18 protein-coding genes and 1 pseudogene are annotated in these 16901 nt (G+C 58.3%); 7 read left to right on the top strand and 12 right to left on the bottom strand.

Features of this window, described 5'->3' with window-relative positions; translation table 11 throughout:
- Window positions 1-236 precede the first annotated feature (236 nt).
- Complete coding sequence (locus tag FW764_RS26990) at window positions 237-1106, bottom strand: LysR family transcriptional regulator (protein WP_446436553.1); 870 nt, start codon at window positions 1104-1106, stop codon at window positions 237-239.
- Window positions 1107-1202: 96 nt separating this feature from the next.
- On the opposite strand from FW764_RS26990, the gene gstA reads away from it, so the two are divergent.
- Window positions 1203-1814 carry a glutathione transferase GstA gene (gene gstA, locus FW764_RS26985; protein ID WP_446436552.1) on the top strand — a complete coding sequence of 204 codons (612 nt, stop codon included), beginning with the start codon at window positions 1203-1205 and terminating at the stop codon, window positions 1812-1814.
- 57 nt (window positions 1815-1871) lie between these two features.
- Here gstA and FW764_RS26980 read toward each other — a convergent pair whose 3' ends face one another.
- The 5 genes and pseudogenes from FW764_RS26980 to FW764_RS26960 form a co-directional block, all read right to left on the bottom strand.
- A complete protein-coding gene (locus tag FW764_RS26980) occupies window positions 1872-2801 on the bottom strand; it encodes an aliphatic sulfonate ABC transporter substrate-binding protein (RefSeq protein WP_446436551.1) in 930 nt (309 codons plus the stop codon).
- A gap of 84 nt (window positions 2802-2885) precedes the next feature.
- Window positions 2886-3110: pseudogene (locus tag FW764_RS26975) on the bottom strand (ABC transporter substrate-binding protein); the annotation flags it as partial.
- 71 nt (window positions 3111-3181) lie between these two features.
- Window positions 3182-3775, bottom strand: coding sequence for a sigma-70 family RNA polymerase sigma factor (locus FW764_RS26970; protein ID WP_446436550.1), 594 nt, complete (start codon window positions 3773-3775; stop codon window positions 3182-3184).
- Between the two features lie 137 nt (window positions 3776-3912).
- On the bottom strand, window positions 3913-4704 hold the full coding sequence (locus tag FW764_RS26965) for a phosphate/phosphite/phosphonate ABC transporter substrate-binding protein (protein WP_446436549.1): 792 nt from the start codon (window positions 4702-4704) through the stop codon (window positions 3913-3915).
- A 9-nt stretch (window positions 4705-4713) separates the two neighbouring features.
- A complete protein-coding gene (locus FW764_RS26960; RefSeq protein ID WP_446436548.1) occupies window positions 4714-5643 on the bottom strand; it encodes a fatty acid desaturase in 930 nt (309 codons plus the stop codon).
- A gap of 302 nt (window positions 5644-5945) precedes the next feature.
- Here FW764_RS26960 and FW764_RS26955 point away from each other — a divergent pair, with 302 nt between their 5' ends.
- Window positions 5946-6362, top strand: a complete 417-nt coding sequence (locus FW764_RS26955; protein WP_446436547.1) for a GNAT family N-acetyltransferase — start codon at window positions 5946-5948, stop codon at window positions 6360-6362.
- A gap of 245 nt (window positions 6363-6607) precedes the next feature.
- On the opposite strand, the gene def is transcribed toward FW764_RS26955, so the two are convergent.
- From def to FW764_RS26940, 3 genes are all read right to left on the bottom strand, one after another.
- Window positions 6608-7147 carry a peptide deformylase gene (def, locus tag FW764_RS26950; RefSeq protein WP_446436546.1) on the bottom strand — a complete coding sequence of 180 codons (540 nt, stop codon included), beginning with the start codon at window positions 7145-7147 and terminating at the stop codon, window positions 6608-6610.
- Window positions 7148-7150: 3 nt separating this feature from the next.
- Window positions 7151-8101 (bottom strand): YihY/virulence factor BrkB family protein, encoded by a 951-nt coding sequence (locus tag FW764_RS26945; RefSeq protein WP_446436545.1) that lies wholly within the window; start codon window positions 8099-8101, stop codon window positions 7151-7153.
- A 182-nt stretch (window positions 8102-8283) separates the two neighbouring features.
- Entirely contained in the window at window positions 8284-8469 is a 186-nt protein-coding gene (locus FW764_RS26940; RefSeq protein WP_446436544.1) for a CsbD family protein, read from the bottom strand.
- Between the two features lie 200 nt (window positions 8470-8669).
- Here FW764_RS26940 and FW764_RS26935 point away from each other — a divergent pair, with 200 nt between their 5' ends.
- On the top strand, window positions 8670-9047 hold the full coding sequence (locus FW764_RS26935) for a hypothetical protein (protein ID WP_446436543.1): 378 nt from the start codon (window positions 8670-8672) through the stop codon (window positions 9045-9047).
- An 84-nt stretch (window positions 9048-9131) separates the two neighbouring features.
- Here FW764_RS26935 and fadD1 read toward each other — a convergent pair whose 3' ends face one another.
- Together fadD1 and fadD2 are read right to left on the bottom strand one after the other, a co-directional pair.
- Window positions 9132-10823 carry a long-chain-fatty-acid--CoA ligase FadD1 gene (gene fadD1, locus FW764_RS26930; protein WP_446436542.1) on the bottom strand — a complete coding sequence of 564 codons (1692 nt, stop codon included), beginning with the start codon at window positions 10821-10823 and terminating at the stop codon, window positions 9132-9134.
- Between the two features lie 326 nt (window positions 10824-11149).
- Complete coding sequence (gene fadD2, locus FW764_RS26925) at window positions 11150-12838, bottom strand: long-chain-fatty-acid--CoA ligase FadD2 (protein WP_446436541.1); 1689 nt, start codon at window positions 12836-12838, stop codon at window positions 11150-11152.
- Between the two features lie 209 nt (window positions 12839-13047).
- Here fadD2 and FW764_RS26920 point away from each other — a divergent pair, with 209 nt between their 5' ends.
- Together FW764_RS26920 and FW764_RS26915 are read left to right on the top strand one after the other, a co-directional pair.
- Window positions 13048-13992, top strand: coding sequence for an alpha/beta hydrolase (locus FW764_RS26920; protein WP_446436540.1), 945 nt, complete (start codon window positions 13048-13050; stop codon window positions 13990-13992).
- Between the two features lie 71 nt (window positions 13993-14063).
- Complete coding sequence (locus FW764_RS26915) at window positions 14064-14534, top strand: MaoC family dehydratase (RefSeq protein WP_024077080.1); 471 nt, start codon at window positions 14064-14066, stop codon at window positions 14532-14534.
- Between the two features lie 151 nt (window positions 14535-14685).
- On the opposite strand, the gene FW764_RS26910 is transcribed toward FW764_RS26915, so the two are convergent.
- A complete protein-coding gene (locus FW764_RS26910; RefSeq protein ID WP_446436539.1) occupies window positions 14686-15153 on the bottom strand; it encodes a ferritin-like domain-containing protein in 468 nt (155 codons plus the stop codon).
- A 206-nt stretch (window positions 15154-15359) separates the two neighbouring features.
- Here FW764_RS26910 and FW764_RS26905 point away from each other — a divergent pair, with 206 nt between their 5' ends.
- Window positions 15360-15596 carry a DUF3820 family protein gene (locus tag FW764_RS26905; protein ID WP_446436538.1) on the top strand — a complete coding sequence of 79 codons (237 nt, stop codon included), beginning with the start codon at window positions 15360-15362 and terminating at the stop codon, window positions 15594-15596.
- An 11-nt stretch (window positions 15597-15607) separates the two neighbouring features.
- A complete protein-coding gene (locus FW764_RS26900; RefSeq protein ID WP_446436537.1) occupies window positions 15608-16783 on the top strand; it encodes an aminotransferase class V-fold PLP-dependent enzyme in 1176 nt (391 codons plus the stop codon).
- Window positions 16784-16901 lie beyond the last annotated feature (118 nt).

The following is a 16901-nucleotide window of genomic DNA, read 5'->3' as shown; positions in this document are numbered from 1 at the left end:
GGCTTCGGTGAGGGCACAGGAAAAACGTTCGATTTCTTGCTGATCAGATTTGTGATGGCGGTTGAACATGGTCAGATCACCCTAGATTCGCGGCGCCTGAAAAGGCGCATTCCATTCTTCTGTTGGCTATTGCTGGCACACCTTCATAGGGAAAAAACCATCCAAAACGCTTATATACCAAACGTCATCAACGGTTCTGGGTGAGAATAGACAGGGCTTGGCGCTATGCAAGGCCACTAGTCAGCCAGCATTTTTAACAATGCGCTGACCGCCGCCGAGGGTGGCTGGGTGTGTGAACCGACCAAGGCAAATTCGCGGTGCAGCGGCACGGTCAGCGGCATCACGCGCAGGCCATTGCGCTGCGCCGGCAAGGCCATTTCAGGCACCAATGTGACGCCGACGCCCTCGCGCACAAGGCTGTAGGCGCTGTTCCATTCGCGCACTTCCACGCGGATATCGCGCAGGCTCAACCCTGCGGCGGTGGCCAGGCTACGGGCATTCGCGGTGCAACCACCAGTAGCCAGCACGAAAGGTTGTTCGAGTAACTCTTCGAGCGACACGCTGGCATCGACGGCGCGTTGGGCCAGCGGGTGGTTCGTCGCCAGTACGGCCATCCACAGGTCTCGGCCCAATAGCGTGGCGTGGCGTTCAGGTTTGGGATTGAGCACCACGCCCACGTCGATGAGGCCTGCGTCGAGCAAGGTGTGCACTTCGCTGTCGGTGACCTCCAAGGTGGTGACCTCAATACCCGGATTCAACTGGCGGAAACGCTGCAACAACGGCGTCAGAAAGGTCGCCATCACCATCGGAAAACTGGCGATGCGAATGCTGCCACGCAGCAATGGCCTTGCTTCATCGACCGTTGTGCGAATGACCTGCAACGCGCCCATCATCACCCGCGCCTGCTCGATCACACTCAACCCGAGCGCCGTGGGCAAGGTCTTGCGCGGCTCACGCGTAAACAATTGCGCCCCCAGCGTCGCCTCCATGGACGCCATGGCCTGGCTGGCGGCAGATTGCGTCATGCCCACCTGCTCGGCGGCCGCCGTGATGCTGCCGTGGTCGGCCACCGCCACCAGCAAACGCCAATGCATCAGGTTCATCATGGCAGTAGCTGTCCTTATGGATAGGGTCTGAAGGTTTAATTTTACGCAAGGTGCCATGCCCGTGAGACTGGCGCAAACCCGACAGAGTGGCCCAACATGAAACTGTATTTTTCCCCGAATGCCTGCTCCCTCGCCCCACATATCGTGCTGCGCGAATTGGCGTTGCCATTCGACTTGGTGCGGGTCGACAACAGAGCCAAAACCACCGCCAACGGCGAAGACTTTCTGCAGATCAACCCCAAGGGCTACGTGGCAGCGCTGCAACTGGACAACGGCGAAGTGCTGACCGAAGCCAGTGCGATCATGCAATACCTGGCCGACCTGAAACCCGCCGCCCAGTTGGCCCCGGCCAATGGTAGCTGGGAGCGCGTGCGCTTGCAGGAGTGGCTGAATTTTATCGCCAGCGAGATTCATGGCGGGTTGGCGATTTTCTTTAATGCTGCGATTCAGGGCGACGTACGGGCGATGTTCCAGGCCACGTTGTACAAACGGTTTGCGATTCTGGTGCAGACGTTGGAGGGCCAGGACTATCTGCTGGGCGAGCAGTATTCAGTGGCGGATGCGTATCTGTTTGTGGTGCTACGCTGGGCCGGTATTCACGATATTGACCTGCAACAGTGGCCAAAGCTGGCGGCGTTTCAGCAGCGGATTGGCCAGCGGCAGGGCGTGATCGCAGCCTTAGCTGCCGAAAGAAAATCTCTGCCCTGAAATGCACTTCAACGCGGGGCAAGCCCGCTCGCCCCAGGGGTGTTGTGCAATGCTCAGTTAAGGGGCCTTGAACACGATCTGTTGCACGTCGACCTTTTTCGGGATCAGGCCGTTGGCGAAAAACAGATCGGCAGTGCGCTGCTGGTTGGCGATGTCGATGGCTTCCAGTGGACGAATCGGCGCGGGCGAACGGTGTTCGAAGTAGCTTTTGACCACGGCCGGTGGCAGGCCCAACGTGTTGGCCATCAGTGCGATGCTTTCCTCGGGTTGATCCAAGGACCGACGCTGCGCTTTGGCAAGGGCCTTGATAATCATGCCGACGGCCTGCGGGTGTTGCTTGGCATACGGGCTGCTGAGCACAAAGAAACTGCCGGCCGGGTTGAGGCCTTGGCCGTCACCTAACACGCGGGCCGAACCGTCGACCACGGCCGCCGAATAATACGGGTCCCAGACCACCCAGGCATCGACCTTGCCTTGTTCGAACGCGGCGCGACCGTCAGACGGCGACAGGTACACCACGCTCACATCCTTCCATTGCAAACCGGCGTGCAGCAGGCTTTTGAGGAACAGGTTGTGCGCACTGGAGCCCCTGAGCAGCGCCACGCGCTTGCCCTTGAGTTCGGCCACGCTCTGAACAGTGCTGGCCTTGGGCACCAACACCGCCTCGGTTTTGCCCTCGTTGGGCTCGACGGCAAAGTACTGCAAGTCAATGCCGGCGGCCTGGGCGAAGATCGGCGGGATGTCGCCGATATTACCGATGTCCAGGCTGCCGCCGTTCAGCGCTTCGATCAGCGGCGGGCCGCCGAGGAACTCGACCCAGTGCACTTGGGTACCGGGCAGCGCTTCTTCGAAAAGCTTGTGCTCACGGGCCAGCACCATGCTCACCGAGCTTTTCTGGTAACCAATGCGCAAGGTGGAAGGTTCGGCCGCTGAAACAGCTGCCGAGAACACAACTGAAGCCAGGATCACGCTGAAAAACTTAACCATCACTGTCACCTCTCATTGTTCCCACGCTCTGCGTGGAGATGCATCTTGTGACGCTCCGCGTCACGACGTTAAAGCAGGACGCAGAGCCAGTGCGGCTTCCGGGCTCATAGTGCTGTCGGGCAGAGTGTCGGTGGGCAGGCCGTAGCCTTTTTCGACGATCAAGCACAGCACTTCAGTAATCAGGCTGCCGCTTTCCCAGGTGATGTCGTCGAAGTGGATCGGTTTGACGGCTTCCGCGGCGGGGGCTGGCAGGACCAGGGCGGTGAGTGCCAATAGCGAGCCACCGGGCAGATTTTTGATTGTTTTCATGCGCAACCTTGTGGGGAATCAATTTCAAACAACACAGAAGATCCAGTGTGCTATTCAAGTTGTGTTAAACGTCATAACTGAGCCGCGTGCAGTGGAGCGCCGCTTTCGGCGCGGTCGGCGACAGGTCGCGGTATGGCTGGCTTGGCGTCTGGCGCCGGCGGCTGTTGGAGGCGTCGGGTTAGGTTGAGGGCGCGAGCGATGTAGTCACTGACCGAACGCTGGGAAATCCCCAGTTCGGCGGCGATCTGGAGGTAAGTCTGGCCATTGAGTTGCGACAGCAGGAAGGTCGCCTTGACCTTGGCCGGCAAGCCGTCGAGCAACTGGTCGATGGCCTGCAGGGCTTCGAGCATTTGCGCCCGGTCTTCGGGCAACGCCACAGTGGATAGTTCGTCGACGGCCAAGGTGTCACGGTAGGCGCGCTCCACGTCACGTCGACGCCACAGTTGGTACATCAGGCGCTGGGAAATAGTGGTGAGCAATGCGCGGGGTTGGCGAATAGGCACCACACCCGGCGAACTCAGGAGCTGGACGAAGGCCTCGGCGGCAATGTCTTCGGCGTGGGCACGCGAATCGAGGTGGCGGTGCAGACGGCTGCACAGCCAGTCGTAATGACTGCGAAACAGTCCGCCCACGTAATCGCTGTGAGAAGTGTCGGCGCCGGACATAGTGGCTCCATCTAAGTAGGTTGCGCGTTATGTCCGGTGTTCCGGTGGAGCGATCCTAGCAAGGCTGCTTATTCTTCAATAATACTTAAAGAGTATTTTTATATAACTTATTATTCAAAAGCTTCGGCGGGGAACGATCAGTGCAGGTCTGGGTAGCCGGCGTTGGCGGCTTTTTGCTGGTAGTCCAACAACACCCGGTAGTCGTCTTCGCTGGCGGGTAAAACTTCTTGAATACCCAGCCTTTCGACGATCTGCGGCACGTCCTGCAACGCCAGGTTCATCGCCTGACGGATCTGCGCCACTTGTTCATCGCTCAACTGCAGCGGCCCGATGTAGGGCAAGGTCGGGCTCGGCGCGCTGTGAGTGACGATGCGCAGGCCCGCCACGTCCTGTGGGGCAAAACGGGCGAGGTAGTCGTAGGTGACGCTGTCGATGGCGGCAAGATCGGCGCGATCTTCGCGCAGCCAGCGCAGGCTTTCGCGATGAGCGCCGCTGATGCCAACACTGGCAAAAAAACGGCCGTCACGCTGCAACGGCGCGAGGCGTTCGCGCAACAGGTTCATGCCGCTGTTGGAGTCGTAACCATTGATCACGCCGCGACTGTTGTAGAAGTCCGCCAGGGCGGTACGTGGGCTGTCGTCGCGGGTCAGCAGCAGGCTGCAATGTTGGCCAAGGCTGCTGTGGGCCAACTCGTAGCGTGGGCGACCGATCACCCGCACCTGGCCACGCAGTTGGGTCATCAGCGGGTAGCCGCAGGTTTGCGTGACGAGCAGTTCGGGCGCTAGCCACAGACCTTGCAGGTCGAGGTGATCGGCATGGCGGCGGCCGAGGTTCAAGCGCTCGAAAATCCGCGTCAGCCATTGCTGGTTGGCCTGCTGCACCGCTTCGGGCGCGACGTACATCAGCAACTCGGCGTAGTGGTCACTCATGGTCGTCTCTCACGCAAAAGGGTGCCGGGGGCTGTCGATGGCCTTGAGGCCGTGGCGGCGGATCAACTGGCCGTAACCTTGCACCAGAAACCCACCGCTGCGCGCCAGCCATTGTTCGCGGCGGGCGTGGTAGACCGTGGGCAGCAAGTACCAGGGCAGTTTCGGCAAGTCATGGTGCACCAGGTGCAGGTTGTTGTTGAGGAACAGCCAGGTCCACGGCCAGGCGGCTTCGTTGAGCACGGTGCGCTGTTCCGGTTGCAGGTGCGGGCGGTGTTCATAGTAGGAACGGATCGAGGCCAGGGACAAGGCCGGCACGCTGACCAGCAGCAGGTAATGCCACACCGGAAACGCGCTGTAGTGGGCGATAAAGCTCAACATCAGCATCGTCGCGGCGCCGTGGGCCAGCCACATCGGCCACGCCTGCGGCAGGCGCTGGAACTCATGGCGGGCCAAGCGGCCAATCGCCAAAGGCGCCGCCAGCACAAAGCGGCCGAGCACGGTTTTGGTCAGCCAGAGCACGCCGCGCTTGAACAAGGAACTGTTGTCCCAGTGATATTGATTCAGGTAGCGGCTTTCCGGGTCGATGCCCGGCAGGGTCAGGTCTTCATCGTTGTGGTGCAACAGGTGGCTGTTGCGATACAGCGTGTAGGGATACCACACGGCAAAAGGTGCATAGCCGAGCAGTTTGTTCACCCGCAGGGATCGGGTGGGATGGCCGTGGAGCAATTCGTGTTGCACCGACAGCCACAGCGTCACCAATGGAATCAGCAACAGCGTGCTCAGCCACAAGCCCAGCCACGGGCTGGCGAGCATCACAGCGAACCAGCCGGCATACACGCCGATCAGCAGCAGCCAGGTAGGCCATTCGGTTCTGGCAGTAAAACTGCGCGCCAGGGCTGCGATTTCCCTGCGTTGGGTCGGATCAAGGTAGTTGGCCATCGGCAGCTCAGAGCAGGTGTTTCCTGCTCTGTGCAGTGAGGCCGATAAATCTTGCAGATCGTTGGGTTCTAAGCTTGTAACTCAGTGACCGAACAGGCCTGTCTCGGTCTTCTTGGCTTTCTTGTCGGCGCGTTTCTCATCGGCGGTTTTTGCCGGTTTCTTCTTCGCGGCTTTCTTTGAATCCATACCTTTGGCCATGATGCATGCTCCACTAAAAGGGGATGTAACACTGGGTATACCACCTATTGCCCGGCGGAACGCGCTTATAATCCCCGGCCCTTGAAAACGCTGGCTTAAAGACCATGCCCGAACTGCACTTCGAACCGCTGGCAGAGCCGCTGTGGCCGCTGTTGAACAAGTTTTACCGCAGCCATAATTCGCCGATGAAGGCGCTTAAGGGCGGGCGTTTGTGGGTGGCGCGCGACGCCGAAATTGTGGCTGGGTTGTGCCTCACGCCCGTGGTCGATGGGCAGTGGCTGACCGGCGTGTTTGTCGACCCGGCGTATCGCGGCCAAGGGTTGGCGGCGCGCTTGATTTTGCAAGCAGTGGCCAATGTGGAAGGGACCGTATGGCTACAGTGCCATCCTGATTTGGAAAATGTGTATCAGCGCATGGGTTTCACTCAGGACACGGTGCTGCCGCAATCGCTCAGCGAGCGCTGGGTGCGCTACAAACGTAACAAGCCGATGATTGCCATGGGATTGAAAATTGGGGCTTAGAACGTTTGGTGAGGTCGACTGCGGATAATCTGTGATCGGCCTATGCGGGCCCCCATTACTGCCCAGCAATATTCCAGCGTAGTGGCCGGCAGCGAGGCGACGAGCGCGGCAGTGGCGCTCATCGCCTGCATGCGAATACTGCTCATCAGACTGAATGCCATGCTGCACGACGGCACTGAATGGCAGTGACGGATAGTGGGTGAGGACAGTTGCTCCCACATTTGGATCGCATTAGGCCTGAAATGCTATTCGTCCGCTGTCGGGTCCATCTGCGGAAACATCACTTCGATAAACCCGAACTTGCTGAAGTCGGTAATCCGCGACGGGTACAACCGGCCGATCAGGTGATCGCATTCATGCTGCACCACCCGCGCGTGGAAGCCCTCGGCGATGCGCACAATCGGCTCGCCCTTGGGGTCGAAACCCTCGTAACGAATCTGCTGATAACGTTCCACGGCACCACGCAGACCAGGCACAGACAGGCAGCCTTCGTAGCCCTCTTCCAGCACTGGGCTGAGCGGCGTGATCAACGGGTTGATCAGGATGGTCTGCGTCACCGGCGGTGCGTCCGGGTAGCGTTCACTGGCCTCAAAACCAAAGATCACCAGTTGCAGATCGACACCAATTTGCGGGGCAGCAAGGCCGACGCCGCCAACATGTTCCATGGTCTGGAACATGTCATCAATCAACTGCCACAGCTCAGGGCTGTCGAACATTTCCGGTGGAACCGGCGGTGCAATACGCAGCAGGCGCTCATCGCCCATTTTCAGGATTTCACGGATCATCAATCAGACTTCGTCGGTAGTGGGCTTGGAGTGGTCCCGGCCTAGGCCTGAGACGTGCTGTTTTTCATCCGTGTGGGAGTTTTGTTCAAACTCTTTCTCTCCCGGGTCCTTGCCTTCGGCCGACATGTGTTCGATCACGGCATTCATCTCCGCGCCCAGCAACAGCACGGCAGCGGAAATGTAGAAGTACAGGAGCAGGACGATGATCGCACCGATACTGCCATACATGGCGTTGTAGTCGGCGAAGGTTTTGACGTAGTAACCAAAGCCCAGGGAAGCAACGATCCACACCACGACGGCGAGCACCGAGCCTGGAGTGATGAAGCGGAATTTCTGCTCCACATCGGGCATCACGTAGTACATGAGGGCCACGGCAAACATCAGCAGAATAACGATCAGCGGCCAACGCAGGAGGGTCCATAAGGTGACCACGAATTCCTGCATGCCGATCTGCCCGGCGAGCCATTCCATCACCTGCGGGCCCAGCACCATCAACGCGGCGGCGGCCAGCAGCATGCCGGCGATACCGATGGTGTAGAACACCGAGAGCGGAAAACGTTTCCAGATCGGGCGGCCTTCGACCACGTCGTAGGCCGCGTTCATCGCACTCATCATCAGGCGAACGCCCGCCGAGGCGGTCCACAACGCAATCACGATACCGACGGACAGCAAGCCACCCTTGGATTGCTGCAACTGGTCAATCACCGGGTTGACCTGTTCCAGGGCCTGGGGCGGCAACACCAGTTCCGACTGCATGCGCAGCCAGGTGAAGAAATCCGGCAGGTGCAGGAAACCGATCAGGGCGATAAGGAACAGCAGGAAGGGAAACAACGAGAACAGCATCTGGTAGGCCAGTGCCGAGGCATAGGTGGGCATTTCGTCATCGACGAACTCCTTGACGGTGCGCAACAGCACTTTGTGGAGCTTGAGGCCGTCTAGTACCGGAAAAATCATAGCGTCTCCTTTCGCCGCAAAAAGGGTGAGGTCGTGGGCGACTCAGGGGCCGTTTTCTACATCAAAAGTAGCCTACTTGGCGACTTTGAAACAATTACCAAATTTTAGTTGCAACGTACGACATAAAAACGGCCATCCGTGGATGACCGTCGGGCTGTACGAACACAGCCAGCGATTCAGGGTTACTTGACGGCTTTTTTTACCGCATCTTTGGTATCACCAACGGCTTTTTCGACCTGACCTTTCTTCTCCTGCACGACACCCTCAGCGCGCATTTTGTCGTTGCCGGTGACCTTGCCGACGCCTTGCTTGATGTTGCCGACGAGTTCATCTTTCAAACCTTTTGCCTTATCCGATGTGCTGCTCATGGTATTTCTCCGAAAGAACAATCAAGGGTTTTGGTCATTACGTAGAGATTGACCCGAGGCCGTTCGAGAGAGTTTCAATTATTTTTCAGCGGGCATTTCATCGCCGTCTGCAGGTTTGGCTTTATGTTTTGCAGCCAACCCACGAGAATGCTCGGCACATTCAGGCTATAACGCTGAATAACAGATCCCGTAGGAAGGTTATGAAACTCAATAAAGCACAGGCCATCGCCCGCAGAAACCAGGAACTGGGCGGTGCCGTACTCGGCGTCAACAACTGCCATTTCACCGACTTGGACCCAAAACGCAACATCTGGTGGTTCGACCTGCCGGTGGGCCGTATTGCCGTGGGCCATTACGAGTGGATTCACTTGTTGATGCACAACGCCGAGTCCGACCAGTTGCTGCACCTCAAAGTGCCGACGGCGTTCCTGCGTGAAAAACTCGAAGGGCTGGTGGTGCGCAATGCAGGCAAGCGCAAGCCGGAGATCACCCTGGAGTTGAGTGCGGACAAAGATTCGTTCTTGAAAGATGTGCGCCCGGCGGGTGCTGGCGTGAGCTTCGCGCAGTTCACCCTGTAACAACGCGGTAAAAATAATCTGGAGCTAGTGTTTCGCCAGCAGCAGCCAATAAAAAACCCCGCATTGGCGGGGTTTTTTATTGGCTTACTTTTTAAGGCCGAGCTTCTTCAGCTCTTCATCACGCAGCTCACGGCGCAGGATCTTGCCCACGTTGGTGGTCGGCAGCGCATCACGGAATTCCACCGCCTTGGGCACCTTGTAACCGGTGACGTTGGCGCGCATGTGCTCCATCACTTGGTCCTTGGCCAGGGTCGCCCCCGGCTTGACTACGATAAAGAGCTTGATGTGCTCCCCGGACTTGTCATCCGGCACGCCGATGGCCGCACATTGCAGCACGCCCGGCAGGCTCGCCAGCACGTCTTCCAGCTCGTTGGGGTAGACGTTGAAACCGGAGACCAGAATCATGTCTTTCTTGCGGTCGACTATGCGCATGTAGCCATCCGGTTGGATGATCGCGATGTCACCGGTCTTCAGCCAGCCTTCGCTGTCGAGGATTTCCGCGGTGGCGTCTTCGCGCTGCCAGTAGCCCTTCATCACTTGCGGGCCTTTGACGCACAGCTCGCCGATTTCACCCAGGGCCAGCTCGACGCCGTCATCGCTGATGACTTTGCACACAGTCGATGGCACAGGGATGCCAATGGTGCCGATCTGGATGTTCTGGATCGGGTTAACCGTCGCCACCGGGCTGGTCTCGGTCATGCCGTAACCTTCGCAGATGTTGCAACCGGTCACGTCTTTCCATCGCTCAGCGGCTGCCAATTGCAGCGCCATACCGCCCGACAGGGTGACTTTCAGCGCGGAGAAATCCAGCTTGCGGAAGCCTTCGTTGTTGCACAGCGCCACGAACAACGTGTTCAGGCCAACAAAGCCGCTGAACTTCCACTTCGACAGTTCCTTGACCATCGCCGGCAAGTCGCGCGGGTTGCTGATCAGGATGTTGTGGTTGCCAATCAGCATCATCGCCATGCAATGAAAGGTGAAGGCATAGATGTGGTACAGCGGCAGCGGCGTGATCAGAATCTCGCAACCCTCATTGAGGTTGGAGCCCATCAGCGCCTTGCACTGCAGCATGTTGGCGACCAGGTTGCGATGGGTGAGCATCGCGCCCTTGGCCACGCCGGTGGTACCGCCAGTGTATTGCAGCACGGCAACGTCGCCGCTGGCCGGGCTGACATCGTTGACCGCTTGGCCGTGCCCCTTGGCCAACACGTCGTTGAACTTGATTGCGTTGGGCAAGTGATAGGCCGGGACCATTTTCTTCACGTACTTGATGACGCTGTTGATCAGCAGGCGCTTGAGCGGCGACAGCAGATCAGCGACTTCCGTGACGATCACGTGCTTGACGGCAGTCTTGGGCACGACTTTTTCAGCCAAGTGCGCCATGTTCGCCAAGCAAACCAGGGCCTTGGCTCCGGAATCATTGAATTGGTGTTCCATTTCCCGCGCGGTGTAAAGCGGGTTGGTGTTGACCACGATCAGGCCGGCACGAATGGCGCCGAACACGGCCACCGGGTATTGCAGGACGTTAGGCAGTTGCACGGCGATTCGATCGCCAGGCTTCAAATCGGTATGCTGTTGCAGGTAGGCGGCGAAAGCGCCGGACAATTCGTACAGTTCACCGTAGGTGATTGTCTTGCCCAGGTTGCTGAAAGCCGGTTTGTTGGCGAAGCGCTGGCAGGACTGTTTCAGTACCGCCTGAATATTTTGATACTCGTCTGGATTGATGTCTGCAGCAATCCCGGCGGGGTACTTATCCTTCCAAAAGTCTTCATTCATGGAAGCCCACTCCTCAGCGACGCGAATTCATCATCGCATTTGATGCGATTATTATTGGTGTATGTTTTTTTAAGGTGAATCTGGCGCTTTCAAGCAGGCCGAGAAGTCACAAAGCGCGCCGAGAGTAGCAGCTTTGCCAAGGGCCGCCTAGAGCCAAAAGAGGGCCCTACAGTCATAAACATGACTCAAGAATATCCAATAGTCATTTTTAGAGCAAAAATTCTATAACTCGAGGAATGGCTCTGGAATGGGCCTTTTCAGGTTAAACGCGATACCAATGAGGGAGCTGGCTTGCCTGCTCCCTCATTTTTTAAGCGCATTTCACATCAAGCGATGTCGCGAAGTTCGCGCCGCAATATCTTGCCCACCGGCGTCATCGGCAACGACTCGCGCAACACAATATGCTTGGGCACCTTGTACCCGGTGAAGTTGGTCTTGCAGTACGCCTTCAACTCCTCGAGGCTCACACCTTGGGCACGCGCCACCACAAACAGCTTCACCGCCTCCCCGGTGCGCTCGTCCGGCACGCCGATCACTGCGCAGTTGGCCACCGCTGGATGTGCCATCACCACGTCTTCGATCTCGTTGGGGTACACGTTAAAGCCCGAGACGATGATCAGGTCTTTCTTACGATCAACAATGCTCACGTAGCCATCGTTATCGATCACGGCAATGTCGCCGGTTTTCAGCCAGCCTTCGGCGTCCAACGTCTCGGCGGTGGCGACGGGTTGCTGCCAGTAGCCCTTCATCACCTGCGGGCCCTTGATGCACAGTTCGCCGCGCTCGCCCAACGGCAACTCATGGCCTTCGTCATCAATCACTTTCATCGCCGTGCCCGGCACCGGAATGCCGACAGTACCCAGGCGCGACTGCCCGCCATACGGGTTGGTGCTGGCCACCGGTGAGGTTTCGGTCAGGCCGTAGCCTTCGCCGATGGAACAACCGGTCACCGCCTTCCAGCGCTCGGCCGTGGCCTTGATCAAGGCCGTGCCGCCAGAATTGGTGATTTTGAGGTGGGAGAAATCCAGGCTCTTGAAATCGGGGTGGTCCATCAGCGCCACAAACAGCGTGTTCAGCCCCAGCAGGCCGGAGAACCGCCACTTTTTCAGCTCCTTGATAAACCCGCCGATGTCCCGTGGGTTGGTGATCAGCACGTTATGGCTGCCGGTCACCATCATGCACATGCAATTCGCCGTGAATGCATAGATGTGGTACAGCGGCAGCGGCGCGATCATCACCTCCTGCCCTTCCTTTATCAGCGGCTGGCCATTCTCACCGACCTGGGACATGCACGCCCGCACCTGTTGCATATTGGCGACCAGGTTGCGGTGGGTAAGCATCGCGCCCTTGGCGAGGCCAGTAGTGCCGCCGGTGTATTGCAGCACGGCGATGTCATCCAGCGTCACCGGGTGCCGGGGCAGGCTCTGGCCCGCTCCCATGCGCAAGGCGCGTTTGAACGACACGGCGCGTGGCAGGTTATAGGCCGGGACCATCTTCTTGACTTTGTCGACCACGGTATTGATCAGCCAGCCTTTGGCGGCAGGCATGAAGTCGCCCATCCTGGCTTCGATCAGGTAGTCGATCTCGGTGTCGGCACACACCTCCTGCACACGCGAACCGAAAAGGTTGAGGTAGACCAGCGCGCGAATGCCGGCATCCTTGAACTGGTGGCGCATCTCGCGCGGGGTGTACAGCGGGTTGGTGTTGACCACGATCAGCCCGGCGCGCAATGCACCGAATACGGCAATCGGGTAATGCAGCACGTTGGGCATCTGCACCGCGATGCGCTCGCCTGGCTTGAGATCGGTGTGCTGTTGCAGGTATCCAGCGAACGCCGCACTCTGGCGCTCAAGCTCGGCGTAGGTCAGGGTGATGCCCATGTTGCTGAACGCCGGACGATCGGCAAAGGCCTTGCAGGAACGCTCGAACACTTCGATCACCGATTTATACGTGGTGAGGTCGATGTCGTTGGGAACGCCCGCCGCGCGTTTGTCATTCCAGAAATCAGGTTGCATTATTCTTGTCCTCGTACCTGAGCATGTCCGGCCGCTTTTATGAAGGTGTAAAAGCGGAGCTTTAGGGACGTTAGCAGCTATGACCAAACAGGCAAATACACCGAACTGTGTCATTTATTGTATGAATCTTGCCCCTAACGTGTAGGCAGATACACCAGCCTCTGACAGATGCGCTATACACTGCAACGACCCTGAGCAAAGGAAGCGCCATGAACCACAGCACCTTCTGGCTGACCGCGAATGACCGCAGCCGCCTGTACGTCAACCAATGGCTGCCGGAAGGCGAGGCAAAGGCCATGATCATGCTGTCCCACGGCATGGCCGAGCACAGTGGCCGCTATGCACGCCTGGCCGAGGCCTTGTGCGCAGTTGGCTACGGCCTGTATGCGCTGGACCAGCGCGGCCATGGTCGTACCGCCGATGAGGGGACGCTGGGGCTGTACGCTGAGAAGGAGGGCTGGAGCAAGGTGGTGGGCGACCTGGCCAGCCTCAATCAGCACATCGGCCAGCAGCAACCGGGCCTGCCGATCATCCTGCTGGGCCACAGCATGGGCAGCTATATCGCCCAGGCTTACCTGTTGCACCACAGCGCCAGCTTGAATGGCGCGATTCTCAGCGGTTCGAATTTCCAGCCGGTGGCGCTGTATCGCGCAGCCGGTGTCATCGCGCGAATTGAACGGGCACGCCAGGGGTTGCGCGGGCGCAGTGCAATGATCGAGTTCTTGTCATTCGGCTCGTTCAACAAGGCGTTCAAGCCAACCCGCACCGCATTTGATTGGCTCAGCCGCGACCCGGATGAAGTCGACACGTACATCAACGACCCGCTCTGCGGCTTCCGTTGCACTAACCAGCTATGGATCGACCTGCTGGGCGGCTTGCAGCAAATCAGCAAAGCGTCCAATCTCGCTCAGATCGACCCGGGCCTGCCGATTCTGGTGATGGGCGGCGAATGTGATCCGGTGAGTGAAGGCAAGCGTCTCAAAAACCTGGCCCATGCGCTGCGTGAGGCCGGCTGCCAGAACCTGCAATTGAATATCTACCCGCAGGCGCGTCATGAAGTGTTCAACGAAACCAACCGCGATGAAGTCACAGCAGATGTGCTGACGTGGCTCGAACAGGCCCTGGCGTTACGCAGGCCGACCCGCTGCGAATAATTTACCCTTTAAAATCAGCCATTTAAAATGATCCAATTAAATTACCGATTAGCCACAGGATGTACCTTTAGATGACTCAGGTTACCAACACCCCGTACGAAGCCCTCGAAGTCGGCCAGACTGCCAGTTACAGCAAGACCGTCGAAGAGCGCGATATCCAGTTGTTCGCCGCCATGTCCGGCGACCACAACCCGGTGCACCTGGATGCCGAGTACGCCAAGGCGACCATGTTCAAGGAGCGTATCGCCCACGGTATGTTCAGCGGCGCCCTGATCAGCGCGGCTGTTGCCTGCGAGCTGCCTGGGCCGGGCACTATCTACATCGGCCAACAGATGACCTTCCAGAAGCCGGTAAAAATCGGCGACACCCTGACCGTGCGTCTGGAAATCCTCGAGAAGCTGCCAAAATTTCGTGTACGCATTGCCACCCGCGTCTTCAACCAGCGCGATGAGCTGGTGGTCGATGGCGAGGCGGAAATCCTCGCGCCACGCAAGCAGCAGGTCGTGACCCTGACCGAGCTGCCGCCGATCAGCATTGGCTGATCAAAATCTCGACATCAACACAGAGCAAAATGTGGGAGCGGGCTTGCCCGCGAAAGCGGTTTATCAGTCACCTTAGAGGTTGACTGACTCACCGTCTTCGCGAGCAAGCCCGCTCCCACATTTTTACACAGCAGGCGCTACACAGCAGGGCTTACGACTGAGCGCGAGCCTGGTTACGCAGGGCTTTCACCTGGTCGTGGTTGCGTTGTGCGCCGTGGAACTGACGCTCAACCAGATCACGAATGCCCAACAGGTTGTGCTTGTTGATCTTCTCGATCGCTTCCTTGTAAGCCTGCAGTGCGTGGTCTTCACCGCGCTCGGCTTCGTTCAGCACAGCCTCTTCGTCCTTACCGGTCACCATCGACTTCACGTCGACCCAGCCACGGTGCAAAGCACCCGCTACCGACCCGGACTCTTCCGGGTCGCCGCCCAGGGCTTTAACTGCAGTTTGCAGTTCAGCGGCCGCGGTGGCGCAGTCGGTGGAGCGTTTCACGAACAGGGCTTTAAGCTCTGGGTGCTTGATGTCTTCAGCACAAGTCGCGAAGCCTTTCTGGCCGTCTTTGCTGGTCTCGATCAGGTCGTTGAGTACGGAGATCGATTCTTTGTTGATGTCAGTCATTTTTCAATTCCTTGTGCGGGTTAATAAACGTGTCTTAATGATTGCAGCGCCCGTGCCAGGTTTTGAAAAAAGTATTTTCTTTTATATTTCAATGACTTGAAAATTATTGAACCATCTGTATGTACGTTATTTGCATGATCTGTCATTTGGCCTTCATGCAGAATGCCTGTATTTTCAAAGATCTCGACTCAAACCACTGAAGTCCCATGAACCCCGAAAAACTCGAACTGCTGATCACCCGCGAAATGCCTTTCGGCAAATACAAAGGGCGGATCATCGCCGACCTGCCCGGCCCCTACCTGAACTGGTTTTCCCGTGAAGGTTTTCCCCACGGCGAGTTGGGCGGGTTGCTGGCCTTGATGCAGGAAATCGACCACAACGGCCTGTCCGAGCTCTTGGAACCGCTGCGCGTAAAACACGGTAAACCCGCCCCTCGCCATTAAGAGCCCACGCCATGCCAAGGAACGCAGATAACGAACGTCACTGGCAGGACATTGCCCAGCACTATCAGATGGAGCCTGGCCCGATCAATCTGGAAAACGGCTACTTCGGGCGCATGAGCCGCGCTGTAAGCGCGCAGTACCTGGAGCACGTTGCGTTTATCAACCGCAGCAACTCGCTGTATGTGCGCCAGCGCTTCGAGCAAGGTGAACATGTCGAGATCCGCCGCCAACTGGCCGGGTTGATCGATGCCGACCCCGAGGCGGTCGCCTTCACCCGCAATGCCACCGAAGCGTTGCAGTCGCTGATTCGTAACTACAACTGCCTGCAACCGGGCGATCAGGTGCTGATCAGCGACCTGGAGTACGACACGGTCAAAGGCGCGATGCGCTGGTTGGCGGGCTATCGCGGTGTAGAGGTTATTGAAATTTCTCACACTCACCCGGCCAGTTTTGACAGCCTGGTGCAGGCCTATCGCGATACGTTCGCTCAGTACCCGCGCCTCAAGCTGATGGCCCTGACCCATGTCACCCATCGCACCGGGCTGGTGATGCCAGTGGAGGCGATTGCCCAGGCCGCGCGTGAGCATGGCGTCGATGTGATCCTCGATGGCGCCCACGCCCTAGGCCAGATCGACTTCAACCTCGCGCATCTGGGTATTCAACTCGCCGGCTTCAATTTGCATAAATGGATCGGCGCGCCGCTGACCTTGGGCTTTATGTACATCGCCCCGGAGCGCCTGGCCGATATCGACCCGGACATGGGCGAGTTTCATTACCCGGCCACCGATGTACGCGCTCGCACGCCCTACAGCACACCGAATTTTCCGGCGCTGATGACCTTGCCGCTGGTGCTGGAAGAACACCGCGCCCTCGGTGGCGCGGCGGCCAAGGGCGCGCGGGTCAATTACTTGCGGGACCTGTGGGTGAGCCGGGTGCGCGAGTTACCAGGGATTGAGGTGCTGACGCCGGATGATCCACGCCTGTATTGCGGGATCACGGCGTTCAAGTTCACAGGGCGCGATCAGCAGGTGATGGTGGACCGGTTGCTCAAGGAGCATGGCGTGTTTACCACCCTTCGAACGGGTGCGGCGTTTGGCACCTGTATTCGAGTGACGCCGGGGCTGGTGACGTCGGCGGCGGATATCAATGTGTTGATCAACGCGATTACCGAACTCAACAAAGATTAAAACTGTGGGCGCTGGCTTGCCTGCGATGGCGGTGGATCAGCTTTGGATGCATCTACTGATACACCGCTATCGCAGCATGGGTATCTACGCAACTTTTTGTGTTGCGCTAAGCTTTTGA

It is taken from the genome of Pseudomonas sp. 1152_12, from assembly GCF_052850675.1.
This window is presented reverse-complemented; position numbering and strand designations above follow the sequence as displayed.